General features: G+C 70.7%; 20 protein-coding genes and 1 tRNA gene. 14 read left to right on the top strand and 7 right to left on the bottom strand.

Annotation, left to right across the window (positions count from 1 at the left end; genetic code table 11):
- Positions 1-62: 62 nt before the first annotated feature.
- On the bottom strand, positions 63-662 hold the full coding sequence (locus FBY23_RS23445; RefSeq protein WP_141800339.1) for a 5-formyltetrahydrofolate cyclo-ligase: 600 nt from the start codon (positions 660-662) through the stop codon (positions 63-65).
- Between the two features lie 29 nt (positions 663-691).
- Here FBY23_RS23445 and FBY23_RS23440 point away from each other — a divergent pair, with 29 nt between their 5' ends.
- From FBY23_RS23440 to FBY23_RS23390, 11 genes are all read left to right on the top strand, one after another.
- Positions 692-2083, top strand: coding sequence for a UTP--glucose-1-phosphate uridylyltransferase (locus FBY23_RS23440; RefSeq protein WP_141801241.1), 1392 nt, complete (start codon positions 692-694; stop codon positions 2081-2083).
- On the top strand, positions 2076-3278 hold the full coding sequence (gene glp / locus FBY23_RS23435) for a gephyrin-like molybdotransferase Glp (protein ID WP_141800338.1): 1203 nt from the start codon (positions 2076-2078) through the stop codon (positions 3276-3278). The genes FBY23_RS23440 and glp overlap by 8 nt, the downstream gene beginning before the upstream one ends.
- Positions 3271-3747, top strand: coding sequence for a cyclic pyranopterin monophosphate synthase MoaC (moaC, locus tag FBY23_RS23430; protein ID WP_141800337.1), 477 nt, complete (start codon positions 3271-3273; stop codon positions 3745-3747). Before glp ends, moaC begins: the two co-directional genes overlap by 8 nt.
- Entirely contained in the window at positions 3744-4226 is a 483-nt protein-coding gene (locus FBY23_RS23425) for a molybdenum cofactor biosynthesis protein B (RefSeq protein WP_141800336.1), read from the top strand. Before moaC ends, FBY23_RS23425 begins: the two co-directional genes overlap by 4 nt.
- 20 nt (positions 4227-4246) lie before the next feature.
- Positions 4247-4867 carry a GNAT family N-acetyltransferase gene (locus tag FBY23_RS23420; RefSeq protein ID WP_141801240.1) on the top strand — a complete coding sequence of 207 codons (621 nt, stop codon included), beginning with the start codon at positions 4247-4249 and terminating at the stop codon, positions 4865-4867.
- Between the two features lie 73 nt (positions 4868-4940).
- Positions 4941-5819 carry a hypothetical protein gene (locus FBY23_RS23415; RefSeq protein ID WP_141800335.1) on the top strand — a complete coding sequence of 293 codons (879 nt, stop codon included), beginning with the start codon at positions 4941-4943 and terminating at the stop codon, positions 5817-5819.
- 44 nt (positions 5820-5863) lie between these two features.
- Positions 5864-6154 carry a hypothetical protein gene (locus tag FBY23_RS23410; RefSeq protein ID WP_141800334.1) on the top strand — a complete coding sequence of 97 codons (291 nt, stop codon included), beginning with the start codon at positions 5864-5866 and terminating at the stop codon, positions 6152-6154.
- 52 nt (positions 6155-6206) lie between these two features.
- Positions 6207-6282: transfer RNA gene (locus FBY23_RS23405), tRNA-Ala, on the top strand.
- Between the two features lie 156 nt (positions 6283-6438).
- Positions 6439-6681: an AlpA family transcriptional regulator gene (locus FBY23_RS23400; protein ID WP_141800333.1), complete on the top strand. Its 243-nt coding sequence runs from the start codon at positions 6439-6441 to the stop codon at positions 6679-6681.
- Entirely contained in the window at positions 6678-7022 is a 345-nt protein-coding gene (locus tag FBY23_RS23395) for a hypothetical protein (protein ID WP_141800332.1), read from the top strand. Before FBY23_RS23400 ends, FBY23_RS23395 begins: the two co-directional genes overlap by 4 nt.
- A gap of 228 nt (positions 7023-7250) precedes the next feature.
- Positions 7251-8099 (top strand): LuxR C-terminal-related transcriptional regulator, encoded by an 849-nt coding sequence (locus tag FBY23_RS23390; RefSeq protein WP_141800331.1) that lies wholly within the window; start codon positions 7251-7253, stop codon positions 8097-8099.
- A gap of 411 nt (positions 8100-8510) precedes the next feature.
- Here FBY23_RS23390 and FBY23_RS23385 read toward each other — a convergent pair whose 3' ends face one another.
- Genes FBY23_RS23385 through FBY23_RS23375 form a run of 3 tightly spaced genes read right to left on the bottom strand, consistent with a single transcriptional unit; the run spans position 8511 to position 10653 of the window.
- Positions 8511-9029, bottom strand: a complete 519-nt coding sequence (locus FBY23_RS23385) for a DUF5994 family protein (RefSeq protein WP_141800330.1) — start codon at positions 9027-9029, stop codon at positions 8511-8513.
- A 17-nt stretch (positions 9030-9046) separates the two neighbouring features.
- A complete protein-coding gene (locus FBY23_RS23380; protein WP_141800329.1) occupies positions 9047-9607 on the bottom strand; it encodes a DUF5994 family protein in 561 nt (186 codons plus the stop codon).
- Complete coding sequence (locus tag FBY23_RS23375) at positions 9604-10653, bottom strand: acyl-CoA desaturase (protein ID WP_141800328.1); 1050 nt, start codon at positions 10651-10653, stop codon at positions 9604-9606. Before FBY23_RS23375 ends, FBY23_RS23380 begins: the two co-directional genes overlap by 4 nt.
- Before the next feature lie 15 nt (positions 10654-10668).
- Between FBY23_RS23375 and FBY23_RS23370 the strand changes: the two genes are divergently transcribed.
- Together FBY23_RS23370 and FBY23_RS23365 are read left to right on the top strand one after the other, a co-directional pair.
- Complete coding sequence (locus FBY23_RS23370; RefSeq protein WP_160158346.1) at positions 10669-11469, top strand: GAF and ANTAR domain-containing protein; 801 nt, start codon at positions 10669-10671, stop codon at positions 11467-11469.
- 51 nt (positions 11470-11520) lie between these two features.
- Positions 11521-12243: a GAF and ANTAR domain-containing protein gene (locus FBY23_RS23365; protein WP_141800326.1), complete on the top strand. Its 723-nt coding sequence runs from the start codon at positions 11521-11523 to the stop codon at positions 12241-12243.
- Positions 12244-12372: 129 nt separating this feature from the next.
- On the opposite strand, the gene FBY23_RS23360 is transcribed toward FBY23_RS23365, so the two are convergent.
- Both FBY23_RS23360 and FBY23_RS23355 read right to left on the bottom strand, forming a co-directional pair.
- The gene (locus FBY23_RS23360; protein ID WP_141800325.1) at positions 12373-12618 is read right to left on the bottom strand and encodes a hypothetical protein; all 246 of its coding nucleotides are present in this window, start codon (positions 12616-12618) and stop codon (positions 12373-12375) included.
- Positions 12619-12622: 4 nt separating this feature from the next.
- Positions 12623-13156, bottom strand: a complete 534-nt coding sequence (locus FBY23_RS23355) for a DUF5994 family protein (RefSeq protein ID WP_141800324.1) — start codon at positions 13154-13156, stop codon at positions 12623-12625.
- Positions 13157-14107: 951 nt separating this feature from the next.
- Here FBY23_RS23355 and FBY23_RS23350 point away from each other — a divergent pair.
- Positions 14108-14770 (top strand): response regulator transcription factor, encoded by a 663-nt coding sequence (locus tag FBY23_RS23350; protein ID WP_260806519.1) that lies wholly within the window; start codon positions 14108-14110, stop codon positions 14768-14770.
- Between the two features lie 595 nt (positions 14771-15365).
- On the opposite strand, the gene FBY23_RS23345 is transcribed toward FBY23_RS23350, so the two are convergent.
- Positions 15366-16346 carry an Lrp/AsnC family transcriptional regulator gene (locus FBY23_RS23345; RefSeq protein ID WP_141800323.1) on the bottom strand — a complete coding sequence of 327 codons (981 nt, stop codon included), beginning with the start codon at positions 16344-16346 and terminating at the stop codon, positions 15366-15368.
- Between the last annotated feature and the right edge of the window lie 14 nt (positions 16347-16360).

Genomic DNA, 16360 nt, shown 5'->3' with positions numbered 1-16360 from the left:
TCGATCGAACGACCTGGGGGACATCTGGGCGCCGGATCCCCCCAGACCGTTCGATCGAACGATCAGGGGGAGTCGAACCGCAGCACCCCGCCGGGGGTCGCGGCCGCGGAGACCGGGCGGTCGTGCGGCTCGGCGGGTACGTCGAGGAGGACCTCGTCGTCGTAGAGCAGGACGCAGGTGAAGGTCCCGACCGGCACGCGGGACAGCGCCCGGTCGTAGGACCCGCCGCCACGGCCCAGTCGCATCCCGTCGCGGGACACCGCGAGGCCGGGGACGAGGACGACGTCGGCCGTCGCGACCGCTTCGACGCCGAGGGGCGTGCCGACCGGCTCGAGCAGGCCGCGCCGGGCGGGCGCCAGCGAGGTCGGACCGTGGTACGCCGCCCAGTCCAGGTCGTTGTCGGCCATCAGCACCGGCAGCACCACGCGCTTGCCCGCGTCGACCAGCAGGTCGAGCAGCGTGGTGGTGCCGGGCTCGGTGCCGACGGAGACGTACGCCGCCACGGTGGCCGCCCGGCGTACCTCCGGCGCCGCGAGGAGATGGTCGGCGATGGCCCGGGCGGCGGCCCCGACCTCGGTCAGCGAGCGGCGTCGCCGGGCGGTGAGGAGCTGGTCGCGGGCCGCGACCTTGGCCGCTCCTTGGAGCGGATGTGGACCTGTCACGCAGGAAGCCTACGATCGGCAGCATGGGTATGAGTGGCCGCAGTGGCGGTCTCGAGAAGGCGCGGGCGAAGATGCTCGACGCGGGGGTCGACCCCGTGGCGATCGAGACGTTCGCGCACTACTACCGGCTGCTCGAGCACGGTGAGACCGGCATGATCCCGGAGTCGACCATCGAGCCGGTCGACATCGAGAGCCTCGCCGACGTCGAGGTCGCTGAGGACGTCGCGGCCGACGCGATCGGGAGGACCGTCGCGATCAAGCTCAACGGCGGGCTCGGCACCTCGATGGGCATGGAGCGCGCCAAGTCGCTGCTCTGCGTGCGCCGCGGACTGTCCTTCCTCGACATCATCGCCCGCCAGGCGCTGCACCTGCGTCAGCAGTACGACGCCCGCCTGCCGCTGCTGTTCATGAACTCGTTCCGCACCTCGGCCGACACCCTCGACGCCCTCGGCCGCTACGAGGACCTCGCCGTCGACGGCCTGCCCCTGGAGTTCCTGCAGAACAAGGAGCCCAAGCTCCTCACCTCCGACCTGACGCCGGCCGCCTGGCCCAAGGACCCTGACCTCGAGTGGTGTCCCCCCGGTCACGGCGACCTCTACACCGCGCTGCGCGGCACCGGCCTGCTCGACCGGCTGATCGAGCAGGGCTACCGCTACGTGTTCGTGTCCAACTCCGACAACCTCGGCGCCGTACCCGACCCGCGGGTCGCGGGCTGGTTCGCCTCGACGGGTGCGCCCTTCGCGATCGAGGCCGTACGACGGACCGCCTCCGACCGCAAGGGCGGCCACTTCGCGCGTCGCAAGGCCGACGGCCGGATCGTGCTGCGCGAGACCGCGCAGACGCTGCCCGAGGACCGCGCGGCTCTCGCCGACCTCGAGCGGCACCGGTTCACCTCGACCAACAACCTGTGGTTCGACCTGCACGCGATGAAGGCGGTGCTCGACGGCCGCGAGGGCATCCTTGGCCTGCCGCTGATCCGCAACGTCAAGCACGTCGACCCGGCCGACCCCGCCTCGCCGGAGGTCGTGCAGATCGAGACCGCGATGGGTGCGGCGATCGAGGTCTTCGACGGCGCCCGCCTGATCGAGGTCGGCCGCGACCGGTTCATCCCGGTCAAGACCACCAACGACCTGCTCGTGCTGCGCTCCGACGTCTACGAGATCGGCGCCGACTTCGCGCTGACGCAGGTCGCCACCGACGTGCCGTACGTCGAGCTGGACGCCGACCACTACAAGGTCGTCGGCGAGTTCGACAAGCGCTTCCCCGAGGGCGCACCGTCGCTCGCCAAGGCCACCGCGCTCAAGGTCGAGGGCGACTGGACCTTCGGCCACGGCGTCCAGGTCGTCGGCGCCGTCGAGCTGGACGCCAAGGGCGCCCAGCGGGTGCCTGCCGGTGAGGTGCTGTCGGGGTCGGATGACTGACCCGGCCTGCTCGGTCGACGAGCACCGGTCGCGGGTCCTCGAGGGCGTCCGGGCGCTCGATCCCGAGGTCGTCCCGCTCGCCGAGGCGCTCGGCCGGGTCCTGGCCGCCGACGTCGCGGCCGCCCTGTCCGTGCCGCCCTTCGACCATGCCGCGATGGACGGCTTCGCGGTCCGCGCCGCCGACGTGGCCGCGGTCCCGGTCTCGCTGCCGGTGACAGGTGCGGTCGCCGCCGGCGACGCGGTGACGCCCCTGGCACCGGGTACGGCGGTCCGGATCATGACCGGCGCCCCCGTGCCCCCCGAGGCAGACCTGGTCGTGCCCTTCGAGTGGACGTCGGGCACCGACCCGGTCGAGGTCCGCGAGCGGGCGGACGTCGGGCGGCACATCCGCTTCGAGGGCGAGGACGTGCGGGCCGGCGAGGTCGCGCTCGCCGCCGGCGCGCGGCTCGGACCCGCCCAGCTCGGCCTGCTCACCTCGGTCGGCGCCTCGTCGGTCCCGGTGCACGCCCGCCCGCGGGTGGCCGTGCTGTCCACCGGCGCGGAGCTGGTCGTGGGCCAGGTGCCGGACAGCAACTCGCCCACCCTGGTCGCCGCGGCTCGCGACGCGGGCGCCGACGCCGCCGCGTTCGGCCCGGCGCCAGACGACCTCGCGGGCTTCCGTGCCCTGCTCGCCACCGCGGTCGAGGCGGCCGACGTCGTCGTCACCACGGGCGGCATCTCCGCCGGCGACCACGACGTCGTCAAGGCCGCGCTGCGCGACGACCCGGCGTTCTGGTTCGGGCCGGTCGCGATGAAGCCCGGCCGCCCCCAGGGCTGCGGCGTGGTCGTCGCCTCCGACGGCCGCAGGGTCCCCGTCGTCACTCTGCCCGGTACGCCGATCGCCGCCTACGCCGCCTTCCTGCTGTACGTCGTCCCACTGCTCCACGCGCTGGGCGGGACCCGCTGGCTGGCGCCGCGGGCGCCACTGGCCGCCGCGGTGCAGGCCGGCGACCGGACCGTGCTGCTGCCCGCCGTCCTCTCCGACGCCTCGGGTGCGGTGGCGCCGCTTCCCGGGCATGCCGGTCACTCGCAGCGTCTGCTCGCCGCGGCCGACGCGTTGCTCGTCGTACCGCCCTCGGGGAGGCTGTTGCCCGAGGGCACCTTCGTCGAGGTGCTCGCCCTGCATCCGCGACCCCAGGAGGGCCTTCATGGCTGACGATCCGCGGCTGACCCATGTCGACGAGGCCGGCGCGGCGCGGATGGTCGACGTGTCGGCCAAGGCCGTGACCCACCGGGTCGCGACCGCATCCGGCCGGGTCCTCGTCTCGGCGGAGGTCGTCGGCCTGCTCCGCGGCGAGGGCGTGCCGAAGGGCGACGCGCTCGCCGTGGCCCGCATCGCCGGGATCATGGGCGCCAAGCAGACGCCCGCGCTGGTCCCGCTGTGCCACCCGCTGTCGATCTCCGGTGTCACCGTCGACCTCACCGTCGCCGACGACGCCGTCGAGATCGCCGCGACCGTCAGGACCACCGACCGCACCGGCGTCGAGATGGAGGCGCTGACCGCCGTGTCCGTCGCCGCGCTCACCGTCGTCGACATGGTCAAGGCCGTCGACAAGAGCGCGGTCATCACCGACGTGCGGGTCGAGACCAAGACCGGTGGCAAGTCGGGGGACTGGTCGCGATGACCTCCGGCTACCCCGCTGCCGTGGTGGTGGCGTCGAACCGCGCCGCCGCCGGCGTGTACGACGACACGACCGGTCCGCTCATCGTGTCGGCCCTGCGGTCCTGGGGCTTCGTCGTCGACGAGCCCGTCGTCCGTCCGGACGGGGAGCCGGTCGGCGAGGCGATCTCGGCGGCCGTGGCCGGCGGCGCGCGGGTCGTGCTGACCACCGGCGGCACCGGCCTCACCCCGACCGACCGCACCCCCGAGGTGACCCGGCCGCTGCTCGACCGCGAGGTCCCCGGCCTGGCCGAGGCGATCCGTGCCGCCGGCGTCGCCAAGGGCGTGCCGACCGCGGTGCTCTCGCGCGGGTTGGCCGGCGTCTGCGGCACCGCCCTGGTCGTGAACCTCCCCGGCTCGCGCGGCGGCGTGAAGGACGCGCTGGCCGTGCTCGAGCCGGTGGTCGTGCACGCGGTCGAGCAGATCGTCGGGAGCGACCATTGACCGAGGCCCCTCGCGAGCGGATGGTCGTCGGCGTCCCGGGCCGGGCCTGGCCCAACGAGCTGATCTCCGGCACCGACCCCGTCGTCCGGTTGCGCCCCATCGCGCGCTCCGACGCCCGCGCCTGGCGCACCGCGCGGCGCCGCAACGCCGTGTGGCTGGGGCCCTGGGACGCCACCGCCCCGCCCGGCTCCGACGCCCGCCCGACCTCGTTCCGGGCCCTGGTCAAGCGGCTGCGCAAGGCTGCGCGGCGCGGGACGACGTACCCCTTCGTGGTGGAGGTCGACGGCGTTTTCGCCGGCCAGGTCAGCGTCAACAACATCGTGCGCGGCTCGGCGCAGTTCGCGTCCGTGGGGTACTGGATCGACCAGCAGTTCGCGGGTCGGGGCGTGATCCCGCGTGCCGTCGCGATGGTGATCGACCACTGCTTCTTCCTCGGCGGCCTGCACCGCATCGAGATCTGCATCCGCCCCGAGAACTCCAACTCGCTGCGGGTGGTGGAGAAGCTCGGCATCCGCGAGGTCGGCTACGCGCCGTACTTCCTCCACATCGACGGGGAGTGGCGCGACCACCGCATCTTCGCCGTCACCCGCGAGGAGGCGCCCCGCGGTGTCCTCGTGCGCCTCGACCGCCAAATCACATGAGTCACAGGAATCAATCTGTGACACACCGATGGACATGCGCCCCGCACTGAGGTACCGCTCCTAACCTCTCGGTGTGGACCTGAGCTCGCTGATCTTCGTCGCCTTGTTCGTGGCGTGGGCGGTCTACCTCGTCCCGATGGCGCTGCGGCGCCACGAGGAGGACGCCTCCAGCCGTTCGGTCGACGGGTTCTCCGACCGGCTGCGGGTGCTCGCCCGGCGGGATGCGGTGTCGACCACCGAAGCCGAGCTGGTCGCCACCGGCCGGCCAGGTCCGTCGACGCAGAAGTCGGAGAAGTCGTCGGAGAAGCGGGACGAGCCCGCGGCGCCCACCCCTGCGCCGCGTGCCACCCGCCCGACCTCCTCCTCGGCCGCCCGTCGCGCCGCCGCGCGCCGCCGTCGGGTCTTCAACCTGCTCCTGCTCGCGATCGTCGTCGTCGCCGCCCTGGCGATCGGCAAGGTCGTCGCCTGGGCCTGGCTCGCCGCGCCTGCCTCCCTGATGGCCGCCTGGCTCGTCGCGTGCCGCCTCATGGTCAAGCGCGAGCGCGCCGCCCGCTCCACCCCGGTCCGCAAGCGCCGTACCACGCTCGCCGACGAGGAGATCGCCGCCGAGGACGCCTCCGAGTCCGAGGAGCCCGGCGCCGCCGGACCGTTCGACGAGCTGCGCGACGACACCGACGAGATCCCCGTCGTCTCCGCCGAGCTCCTCGACGACTCGACCCCCGCCGACGCCCCCGCCCAGAACGGCTGGACGCCGGTCCCGGTCCCGCTGCCGACGTACGTCGCCAAGGCGCCTGCCGGACGTACCGTCCGCACGATCGACCTCGACTCCACCGGCGTCTGGAGCTCGGGCCGCAACGAGGCCGACTCCCAGCTCGCGCGCGAGGCCGACGCCCAGCGTGCCCAGGACGTGGCCGCCGCCGACGCCGACCAGCGCCGCGCCTCCGGCAGCTGACCCCTCTCCCGGCTGACCGGTCCGGTCGCGGGTAACGCCCGGTCATGACCCGTCAAGACGACCAAGGCACCGCCGCCGACCGTCAGGCCGCCCAGCAGGCGCGTGAGCAGGAGAAGAAGTACGCCGACTCCGCGACCGCCGTCTCGCCCGACACCCAGACCCCCGATCCCGAGCGGGGCATCGAGGAGAGCCCGTTCGGCGGGGAGTCCGCCCGCGGGCAGTCGACCACCTTCGAGGACCCGCCCAAGCCCCGTGGCAGCTCCGACGTCGACCGCGGACCGCACGGTGACGAACAGCCGCGCCCTGCCGGTCACGCGGACGAGGACCGCAACTGACCATCCCGATTCGGAAGGCGCGGGACGCGGGTGCTACCGTTTCTCCTCGCTTGGGGGTGTGGCGCAGTTGGTAGCGCGTCTCGTTCGCAATGAGAAGGTCAGGGGTTCGAATCCCCTCACCTCCACCAAGTATGCAGGTCAGCGACAGGGTTCCAGAACCTCTCACGAGGAGAAGGAACCCTGTCTCGTCTTTTGCTCGACACTTCACGTGTCGCGCTGACCTCTCTGGCCGTGCTTCGAACCGGCTGCTCGCCGTCTCGGCGCCTCTCGTGCACCTGTCCTGCATGGACACCACGCACAGCAGCCCGGAGGACCTCGAGTCCGTCCTGACCCTGTCGGAGCTCGCCGAGCGCCTGCACGTCCCCGCGCAGACCCTCTACGACCTGCGCAGCCACGGCCGCGGACCCCGCGGATTCCGGGTCGGTCGCGAGCTCCGCTTCCGGTCGAGCGAGATCGAGGCCTGGCTCGCCTGGCTGGAAGCGGACGACGCGGCCCGACACCCCTCGCCCCGTCGAGACTCGGCATGACCGGCGGCCGACCGCGCACCGTCGTCGGTACCTACGGGGACATCCACGTGCGAACCCGGGGCGCACGCTCGGTCGCCCAGGCTCGCTACCGCGACGTCGACGGCCCGTTGCGGAAGGTGGAAGCCACCGCCGATTCACCGGCCCTCGCGCCAGCGCTGCTCAAGGAGCGCCTGGTCAAGAGGTCCGGGTACGGCACCGGCGGCCGGCTCACCGTAGCAAGCCCGTTCCCCGACCTCGTTCGGGCTTGGCTGGCCGACCTCGACCTGCGCGACCTGGCTGAGGCGCCAAGGAGAGTTCTCACCGACTCCGCCCCGGGCACCGTGAGGACCCACCACTTCTGAGTGACTGTGTACGGCACCGAAGCCAGCTTCTCCTTGGCCCAGGTACGCAGCAGAACGCAGCTCAGTGCGTTGGACCTCCGCCGAGGCGTCGATCAGCGAGCCGTACTCGGCCCAGGAATCGTCGATCACAGATCAGTCCTGGCGCAGCACCGTTCGAGGTGGTAGGAAGTCAGACACAGACCCGCCTGGACCCCGCGAGTATCGCGTACTTACGCGCCAGGGGGAGACATGTCGGAGTTGCCGACGCGATCGGGACTGTTGGGATCGCCGGGGCTGCCGCAGCCGGTCTCTGTTCGGGCATGGCCGAAACCAGGATGGGTGCCAAGCGGTTCCGGCCCACATCATGGTGGGGCGACGGCCGAGGCGGCTTGGGACGGCGTCCACCGGCGACCGGTCCGGATCACGATCATCGATCGTCACGTGCTCTTTGCTGATTCCGTTGCGGTGGCCTTGGAGTCCGAGGGCTTCATCGTCACTGTGATCGACCCCGGTGGACCGCACGCGTCGATGGCCACGGTGCTGGCCGCTGCGGCTCGTAGCGCTGCACGGCTCGTCTTGCTCGAGCAACGCCTGGGAACGGTGGGCGACGGCCTTCGCCTTGTCATGCCTCTCACTGCCTCCGGCGCGACGGTGGTGCTCTTGACCGAAAGCACCGATAAGGCTCGGTGGGGTGCCGCGGTGCATCAGGGTGCCAAGGATGTCCTGCACAAGTCCTGCTCCCTGGAGGACTTGGTCGGTACGGCTGGGCGGGTCCGTGATGGTCTGCCGCTGATGAGCCGAGAACTGCGCACTGCCCTGATCGGGGCTGCACTCGCCGACCAGGACGAGGTACGGGCCATCCGGGCGCGATTGGACCGGTTGACCCGACGAGAGATGGAGGTTCTCGGTGCGCTGATGAGCGGCGACCTGGTATCTGAGATCGCCCGCTCGAATGTGGTCGCCGTGGCCACGGTGCGGGCTCAGGTCAAATCGATCCTCAGCAAGCTCGAGCTGGGGTCACAGCTCGCGGCCGTCGGCGCTGCTCATCGAGCGGGCTGGCGCCCGGCCGCGACCGCAACGCGAGGGCTGACGGCGTGACCGCATGGTTGTGGATCGTCGGAACCCTCCTGTGGGTCGCGATCATCGCCATCGCCTGGAGGTCGATCTCGAGACGCGCCAACCGGGCGACCCGGTGACCCGATGACCACCGACCCCGCGGCGCCGAGCAGCGACCGGACTTCGCCTACCGGGAACGCAACGAGACCCGTGTCCCGGTCGCCGGCCGCGCCGAGACGACCCCGTGTCACCGGCCTGAGTGCGGCTCGGCTGGCCGTCGGCGTCGCGCTGATCCTGCTGTCGATGCTGATCATCTTCCGTCGTCGGGATCGGTCGCATCGCCCAGCTTCGGCTCAGGCTCCGCCGAAGCAGGCGCGACAAGGCGGCACGCGGCTGAGAGAAGTGCACGCTGGTGATGGCAGCCTAGGGGACCACCACCGGATCGAGGGTTCGTCAGAGTGGGGAGGGAACACCACGATTCTCAGTACTGCCGTTGTCCTCCCAGACACTCATCCCGAACGGCACGACGCCGCCGAAGTGGCTGCGCGCGGTCTCGAGCAGAGTATTTGCTGAGCTCGAGTTGCGTTCGTCGGCGGCACGCCGCATGAGATCCTCAGCGACATCGTTCTCGGTCGTACTCGGAATGACGAGCAGATGAAGTCGCTCTCCCGAGGACGTCACGACAATCAGCAGGTGGGTGTCGTCGGTGGGGAAGGAGCCCACCGTGACAGCGCCACCGCTCGCAGTGATCGTGCGCAGTGACGCGCCCTCCGCGAGGGCATCCCAGTCGGGGCGGGAGAAGAGTAGTCGAGAAGGCAGGCCGACCAGGCCGGGGAGATGGTCGATCAGATCGGCACACTCGATCTGGAGGTCTCTCGACTGAGGCCACCATGCACCGTCGAGAGGACCGGAGGGGAACCCGTTGTCGAGCAGGATCCGCAGCGGGACCCTCGCCGCCCGGGGCCCCGGCATGGATGAATCGGATGTAGTCATGGTCGACTTCCCAGGTCCCGAGGCCGACTCGGGTCATCGTGACCAGGCTCCGATCTCGACGCGTGCCGGCGAGTGCCGCCCTCGTTCTCCCAGGTCGCTTCTGCGGGTTCCGCTCGCTCGTCGCTGCGGTCGGCTGTCGTTGTTGCGAGCAGGTCTGCCGCCGAGCGCACGTTGCGCTCGTCGGTGGCCCTCGCCATCAGGGCTCGCGCGGTCGCGGCGTCTGTGTCGCCAGGGATCACGAGCAGGTCGAGACGTTCGCGCGAGGACAGGACGACGGTCATCAGGTGGGTGTCGTCCTCGGGGAACGAACCCACCTTGACGGGCCCGCGCCGCGCCAGGATCTGGCGGGCGGAGGGCCGGTCGGGCTCGGCCTCCCAGTCCGGGCGGGAGAACAACAGGCGCGCGGGGCGGCCGACAGAGCTCGGGAAGTTGTCGATGAGGTCGGCGCACTCGGCCTGGAGGTCGCGCGACTGGGGCCACCAGGCCCCGTCGAGGCGTCGGGTCGGCGATCCTGGGTTGAGCGAGATCCTCAGCGGAACCCGGTCGTGGATGATCATGGCGTTGCCTTCCTTCGTGGTGCTGACGGTGCAGGTGCGGCAGCTCCGACCTGGTGGAGGTGCTCCAGCGCCAGCCCGTACGACGCAAGCAGAGTCGTCTCGGCGTAGGGGATCCCCCGCTCCTGGCAGTGCCGGCGCACCACCGGCCGAGCGAGCCTGAGGTTGGGACGCGGCATGCTGGGGAACAGGTGGTGCTCGATCTGGAGGTTGAGGCCGCCGAGCGCGAGGTCGACGAAGGGGCCGCCGCGGATGTTGCGCGAGCACACCACCTGGCGCAGCAGCGGGTCAGCGGCTTCCTCGGCGGTGGGCACCGGCATTCCCTTGTGAGACGGAGCGAACGAGCTGCCGAGATAGACGCCGAGCACCGCCTGGTGAATGAGCACGAAGGCGATGCCCTGGAGCCAGGTCAGAGTGCTGACCACGAGTGCCAGGTAGAGCACGAGGTGACCGAGCAACAGCAGGCCCTCGGCCCACCGATGCGCGATGCCGGAACGCAGCAGCGCGCGCACACCCTCGGCCCGCAGGTTGAACCCCTCGAGCGTGAGCAGCGGGAAGAACAGTGCGGCCTGGTGCCGGGTCATCCAAGCCGACCGGCCGCGGCGTTCGCCCGCCTGGTCCGTGTCGAAGACGAACACGCCGACGGCGACGTCCGGATCGGCGTCCAGGTCATTGGGGTGCGCGTGGTGCGCGTCGTGCTTGGCGACCCACCACCCGTAGCTGAGCCCGTTGAGCAGGTTGCCGAGCGTCAGGCAGAGCGCCGTCGTCAGTCCGCGGCCGCGGACCACCTGGCGGTGCGCGGCGTCGTGGGAGAGGAACGCGATCTGTGCTGAGACGACGCCGAACGCGGGCGCGAGCAGGAGCGCCCACCACGAGTCGCGAAGCACGAACAGGAGCAGCACCAGGGCGGCGAGCGCCCCCAGAGCGAGGGCGCCGACGCGGATGTAGAAGCCCGGTCTAGGGTGGAGGAGTCCCCGTCGCCGGATCTCCCGCACCAGCTCGCCGTAGTCGCTGCGGGGCACCGCACCTCGAGGATCGGTGGTCGACATGAATGCTCCCGGCTGTTGCAGATCGCGCCGCCGGGGTCCGAGGTGGCCTTTGCTCTCAAGGCTACTCCTGCAGTCCTAGGCGCAGAGGGGAGAGCAGGCGTGACGACGACGGCGCAGATCCTCGCGGCCATCGGCGCCCGGCATCGCGACGGAGAGCCGCTGACCGATCTGGTGTGCATCGACTGCGCACGGTCGCTGAGGATGACCGGCGTGGGGATGTCGCTCATGAACGACGCCGGTCACCAAGCGGTGATCGGCTCGTCCGGCCCCGTCGCCTCCCGTCTCGAGGAGATCCAGTTCGACCTCGGTGAGGGGCCGAGTCTCGACGCTTCGCGCTCCGACTGCGTGGTCGGCTGCGACGACCTCAACGACGGCGTGCTGATGCGCTGGCCGGCGTTCGCCACGGCAGCACTGGCGGCCGGGATCAAAGCGGTCACGGCGGTACCTCTCAGCGTCGGCGGGGTCCGGCTCGGCAGCCTGAGCATGTACCGCTCCACGCCGGGCCGCCTCGACCAGGAGCAGTGCGCGACCGCCCACGCCTACGGCGGAGCCGCCGTGGTCGTGCTCCTCCACCTGCAGGACCGCATTCCGTCTCTCGACGGCCTGCATCCAGACCTGGCCGCGCCGGTGGCCTACCGCGCCGAGGTCCACCAGGCCACGGGTTTCCTCGCGGTCAAGGCCGCAGTGGGCATGACCGAGGCGTTGCTGCTCCTGCGCGCCCATGCGTTCGCATCGGGCCGCTCGCTGCTCGACGTCGCCCGCGACGTACTCGCAGGACGGCTTCGCATCCTCCCGGAGGAGAGCGAGGATGGTTGACACAGGCACCGGCCGTCGGAGCCTGGCCCGAAGACGTGGGAGGCGAGCGCCATGACGAGCGAGCAGAGGCTGGCACGGGTCTTCGTCGAACTCGCCGACACCCTTGTCGACGAGTTCGACGCACTGGACTTCCTCTCCACCCTGACGGAGCGGAGCGTCGAGCTGCTCGACGCCGATGCGGCGGGCGTGATCTTGGTCGACGCCCGTGGCGTCCTGCATGTCGTGGCCTCCACGAGCGATCGGGCCCAGCTTCTGGAGCTCCTCGAACTCCAGAACGACGAGGGCCCATGCCTCGACTGCCTCCAGAGCGGTCACGCGGTCGTCAACGTCGGCGTCGCCGAGTCCCGGGAGCGGTGGCCACGGTTCAGCGCGGCTCTCGCCGAGCTCGGGTTTGCGTCCGTCCACGCGATTCCCCTGCGCCTGCGCGACTCCGTGGTCGGCGCGATGAACCTGTTCTGCATAGCCGATTCCCCCCTGGGTGAGGACGACGTCGCGGTGGGTCAGGCGCTCGCTGACATCGCGACGATCGGGCTCCTCCAGGAGCGCGCCGTCCGCCAGTCCGGACTGATCGCAGAGCAGCTCCAGACCGCGCTTGACAACCGAGTGCTGATCGAGCAGGCCAAGGGGGTGCTGATGGCCAGCGCAGGGGTCGACGTCGACCACGCGTTCCGCTTGATGCGCGAGTACAGCCGCCGCAACAACCACGCGGTCAAGGACGTCGCCCGCCAAGTCGTCGACCGTACCTTGAGCGTCGAGCAGCTCCGCCACCCCTGAACTCGGCACGGCTCTCGCGCCCCGCCTCCGGTGAGTGCGAGGTCGCCACCCCTACTGTCCCAAACACCAGAGCGCAACGCCTCTCACGCTCTGCTCGCCGGACATCGTCGTAGGTGCAGTCGTGCAATCTCACGCGTATTGCCCGGTCGAGCTCCTTGGTTCCTCGGCGGCCGTGTCGAGAACTACGGCAGCCGCGACGCGGGCCCACGACACCACAAGGGTCGCTTCGTCGTCCGAGCCAGGGTCAAGAACGTTGAGCACGCCGGTGGTCTCGTTCCCGACCTGGGAGATCTGTGAGCGGACGACGTCCTCCGTACCTGCGGCGATCCTCCACCTCTGGGTCCAGCCACTACCGTAGAGCATGAGAAAGGACACGGTGCTACCTTCCTGGTCGGAACGACGGTGCGACGTCATGGGGTTCCCACCACGTCCCGCCGCTGTCGGTCCAATGGTCGGCAGGATCGACGTCGGGGTGTTCGGTGACAAGGTCGAGAATGTCCCGCGCGCAGTGCTTGTTCCTGTTGGTCGACGCGGCCAACAGCGCTTCCGCGCCCTGGGCATCTGTGAAGTCTGGCGGGACGACGAGCAGGTAGAGCACGGCTCGGTCCGCGGTCTTGAGTCTCACGACGTGGCTGTCGGCTTGGGGAAGCCACCCCACCTTCACGTAGCCGTCCGCGACAGCGACGCGCGTCGGCGTCGCGACCCAGTCCGGGCGTGACGCCGAGACTTTCCCCACCTTGCCGAACCGCAACGGGAAGTGGTCGACAAGGTCGGCCAACTCGAGCGCCAGGTCGCGACTTCGGGGCCACCATCCGCCATCCACACGGTTCCGTCCGGGGTGCTCGACCAGCCGGAGCCGCAACGAGCCGCGTCCGGGCTGGAAAGGAAGATCAGCACCGTTCGACGTCGGCATGACGTCCGCCTCTCGGACTGGCCCATCCGAGTTGAGTTACCGGTGATGGACAGTCATCGCCACTCTACGCCTGGCACACCAACCGAGTTGCCGAACTGCCCGAGCGGGTCTGCTGCACTGCTCGGTGACAGCCGGACCCAGAGGTGCCTGCGAAGCTGACCTGAGGGGTCTGTGTGCCGTGTTGACGGTGCGCGGCGTCACGAGCGCGCTCGTGTTCGCGCGGCACGAGCGCGAGTGGCAGGTCCATGCGGTGGAGCTGGTCGACCATCAGTAGCCCGAACGGCGTCTCGGGCGAAGGCGTCTCGTCCAGGGGGTCCATGAGGATCTCTTTCGTATGGGGTCGACTGGTCTGACTGACGTCGGCCGCGCTCGAAGTGAGGCAGATCCGTGCCTGGTGAGCCGACCGCAGGCGGGGACAGCTGCGAGCCCACCTCGCCCCCCAGTCTGCGGCCTTGCCGACGTCCGCGAACGGTACGTCGACTGCGTCAGCCATACCCTCCCGGCAGATCGATACCCGGCTACTGCTTCGTGATTTTGCGGAGGGCGATGGCGTCGACCACCTCACGCGCGTCAGCGCAGTCCGTTTTCGAGCGGGTCCCGCCGACACGTGAGGTCGTTCGGCCAGCCACCACGATGGGGGCTAGCGACGGGGGAGGGACGGATTCCTCCGTTCGGCATGTCCGCGGTTCTCCTCAGCGCCTGGCGATCCCTGTCAAACGCGCTCCCCTCGTTTCTCGGGACGGGCGCAGCGCGAGGGAGCCGGCGGCCTGGCGGGGCCGGGGTTGACAGCACGGTTGGTGGGGAGGAGCGTCGAGAGATCAAGTCTTCGAGCCGCAGCAGTCTCGTCGGTCGCGACCGGTTCTCGGGTCGTGTGCACCGGGGGCGCCTGAGCCGAGGTCGTACTTCCGACCGTCAGGACCGGTGGGCCCCTCCATGTCTCTTGCACCAGCGATGCGGATCACGATCGTCGATGACCATGTGCTGTTCGCCGAGGCGGTGGCGTTGACCTTGGAGCACCAGGGTTACGCGGTGCGGCGTGTCGACCTGGCCGATCCTGGCGCGACCCTGGCGTCGGTGTTGTCAGCGACGCTGCGCACCGTTCCGCGTGTGGTGCTGCTGGACCTGTGTCTCGGTCGGGTCGGCGATGGGACGCGACTGGTGGCGCCATTGTCTGCTTCAGGGGTGGTGGTCGTCGTGCTCACGGGAAGTCCCAGTGCACCGGAATGGGGGGAGTGCCTGCATCGAGGAGCCCGAGCGGTGCTGCTGAAGTCGTCGTCGTTGAACCAGATCATCGGCGCCATGCGCCGGGCGCGCGACGGCCTGGCGTTGATGCCGGCGGCTGACCGCGCCGAGCTGATCGCAGCTGCAGCCCGACACCGGTCGGACAATCGGGACATCTCGAGTCGTCTCGAGCGGCTCACGCGCCGGGAGGCAGAGATCCTGGGCGCACTGATGCGGGGGATGCAGGTCCGTGACATCGCCCATGTCGGTGTGGTCTCCGAGGCGACGGTCCGCAGCCAGGTGAAGATGATCCTCGCCAAGCTCGGCCTGACGTCGCAGCTGGCGGCGGTGGGCGCCGCACACAAGGTCGGGTGGCGCAGTCCCGGAGCCTAGCCCGCGACAACGAACCGGCGACAGCGCGACCTGACCGACGGAGCCGGGCACGACGTGTCCCCCACTCTGCACACATCGAATGTCACGTCGGCGTGCGTGAACGTCCTGCGCGATACTGATGGTCACGCGGATTCGCCCGATCGGGTCGTCACTGATGTCGGTGGTCACGTCCGACTGCGGCTGCGAGGGCAGCTCGGCACAAACTCGGCACCGGAACCCTGCTTCTTTCTCTCGTCCTCACACCGCCGGCAGCCGCGCCGGCGGGCGACAGGTCGACATGCGGCGAGCGGGTTCGGGGAGGATGTCCGCATGGGGTCTGCGCCTGGAGAGTTCGCCGACCTCTTCGCCCGTGGACTGAGTGAGCGTCGTCGCACCCTCACCTGGCTGTCGGACCGCCTTCGAGAGAGGGGGTCCGGGTCGGGGTCTCGACCCTGAGCTCGTGGCGTGCCGGGACCCGCCGGCCTGAGCGCCACGCTTCCCTCGACGCCTTGCCCGAGATCGAGGACCTGCTGGGTCTCGGGCCCGGGGTCCTGCGCGGAGCTGGCGTTGACGAGCCGCCGGGAGCTGCGCGACCTCGACGCGGGATGACGCGATCTCACCGCAGCGACGACGCGAGCACCTCGCTCTGCTTGAGCACGTCGAGGATGAGCGAGCTCTCCATCGCCTCGACGTGCTCGGTCCACTCGGCGCCGGTGAGGAGCTGGCGCAGGGCGTCCTTGGTCGGCAGCCGGACGTCGGCGACGATCTGGTGCTCGCCCATCACCATGGCTGCGTAGCGCACGTGCGGGCTCGCGGTGAGAGCGGCCGCGACGGTCTCCACTACGGGCGGGCGGATCCGCAGGCGGAGCAGGGCGGCCACGGGCAGGCCGAGGACGCGCGGGTCGACCACCGCGCGGAGCGTGACCAGGCCGGAGGCGCGCATCGTCTCGACGCGGCGGGCGGTGGTCTGCTCGGAGACGCCCGCGAGCCGGCCGAGCTCCTCGAAGGTACGCCGACCGTCCTCGACCAGTCCGCGCAGGAGTGCCTTGTCCTCGCGGTCCAACCGGGCCGGCTCGCCGAAGACCGGCCAGGTGGTGATCGGGTCACCGACCCGCAGCGCGTCCACCTCGGTCCGCTCGAGGATCCCCGGGTCCCAGGTGGTGAGGGTCTGGATGTAGCGCAGCACCGGCGCCACCTCGACCTCGGTCACGCCGGGTGTCGCGCCGAGCTCGTGGAGGAAGAGCTGGGCCTGGCGGGTCTCCGGGCACCACATGTCCGCCAGGCACTGGGCCCGTCCGGACACGACGTAGGTCGTCACGGTCTCGCCACGCCGCGCGATCGAGGCGCAGGTCGGCCACACCACGGCGGGGGTGCAGGACAGGCTGACCACGAACGGGTCGCCGCGCCCGGTGCGGTGCGGGTCGGCGAGAGCATGGATGCCGACCGCCCCGGACTCCAGCAGTGCGGTGCCGCGACGCGTGACCGTGCGGTCGGGCACGCCGAGCGCGCCGGCGATCTTGGTCCACGGCGCGCGCCCGTCGACCATCAGCGCGGCCACGATGCGGCGGTCCAGATCGGTGGGCGAACTCACGGGCATTCGCCGATCTTATG

The sequence above is a fragment of the Nocardioides sp. SLBN-35 genome (assembly GCF_006715725.1).
Classification (GTDB): Bacteria; Actinomycetota; Actinomycetes; order Propionibacteriales; family Nocardioidaceae; genus Nocardioides.
Note: the sequence above shows the minus strand (reverse complement) of the source record. Positions and strands in the feature narration are given on the sequence as shown.

What these genes read in the sequence shown, in the direction of transcription:
- FBY23_RS23440 (WP_141801241.1), top strand. Translation starts at nt 692, where the DNA reads ATGAGTGGCCGCAGTGGCGGTCTCGAGAAGGCGCGGGCGAAGATGCTC.
- glp (WP_141800338.1), top strand. Translation starts at nt 2,076, where the DNA reads ATGACTGACCCGGCCTGCTCGGTCGACGAGCACCGGTCGCGGGTCCTC.
- moaC (WP_141800337.1), top strand. Translation starts at nt 3,271, where the DNA reads ATGGCTGACGATCCGCGGCTGACCCATGTCGACGAGGCCGGCGCGGCG.
- FBY23_RS23425 (WP_141800336.1), top strand. Translation starts at nt 3,744, where the DNA reads ATGACCTCCGGCTACCCCGCTGCCGTGGTGGTGGCGTCGAACCGCGCC.
- FBY23_RS23420 (WP_141801240.1), top strand. Translation starts at nt 4,247, where the DNA reads ATGGTCGTCGGCGTCCCGGGCCGGGCCTGGCCCAACGAGCTGATCTCC.
- FBY23_RS23410 (WP_141800334.1), top strand. Translation starts at nt 5,864, where the DNA reads ATGACCCGTCAAGACGACCAAGGCACCGCCGCCGACCGTCAGGCCGCC.
- FBY23_RS23400 (WP_141800333.1), top strand. Translation starts at nt 6,439, where the DNA reads ATGGACACCACGCACAGCAGCCCGGAGGACCTCGAGTCCGTCCTGACC.
- FBY23_RS23395 (WP_141800332.1), top strand. Translation starts at nt 6,678, where the DNA reads ATGACCGGCGGCCGACCGCGCACCGTCGTCGGTACCTACGGGGACATC.
- FBY23_RS23390 (WP_141800331.1), top strand. Translation starts at nt 7,251, where the DNA reads ATGTCGGAGTTGCCGACGCGATCGGGACTGTTGGGATCGCCGGGGCTG.
- FBY23_RS23385 (WP_141800330.1), bottom strand. Translation starts at nt 9,029, where the DNA reads ATGCCGGGGCCCCGGGCGGCGAGGGTCCCGCTGCGGATCCTGCTCGAC.
- FBY23_RS23380 (WP_141800329.1), bottom strand. Translation starts at nt 9,607, where the DNA reads ATGATCATCCACGACCGGGTTCCGCTGAGGATCTCGCTCAACCCAGGA.
- FBY23_RS23375 (WP_141800328.1), bottom strand. Translation starts at nt 10,653, where the DNA reads ATGTCGACCACCGATCCTCGAGGTGCGGTGCCCCGCAGCGACTACGGC.
- FBY23_RS23365 (WP_141800326.1), top strand. Translation starts at nt 11,521, where the DNA reads ATGACGAGCGAGCAGAGGCTGGCACGGGTCTTCGTCGAACTCGCCGAC.
- FBY23_RS23355 (WP_141800324.1), bottom strand. Translation starts at nt 13,156, where the DNA reads ATGCCGACGTCGAACGGTGCTGATCTTCCTTTCCAGCCCGGACGCGGC.
- FBY23_RS23350 (WP_260806519.1), top strand. Translation starts at nt 14,108, where the DNA reads ATGCGGATCACGATCGTCGATGACCATGTGCTGTTCGCCGAGGCGGTG.
- FBY23_RS23345 (WP_141800323.1), bottom strand. Translation starts at nt 16,346, where the DNA reads ATGCCCGTGAGTTCGCCCACCGATCTGGACCGCCGCATCGTGGCCGCG.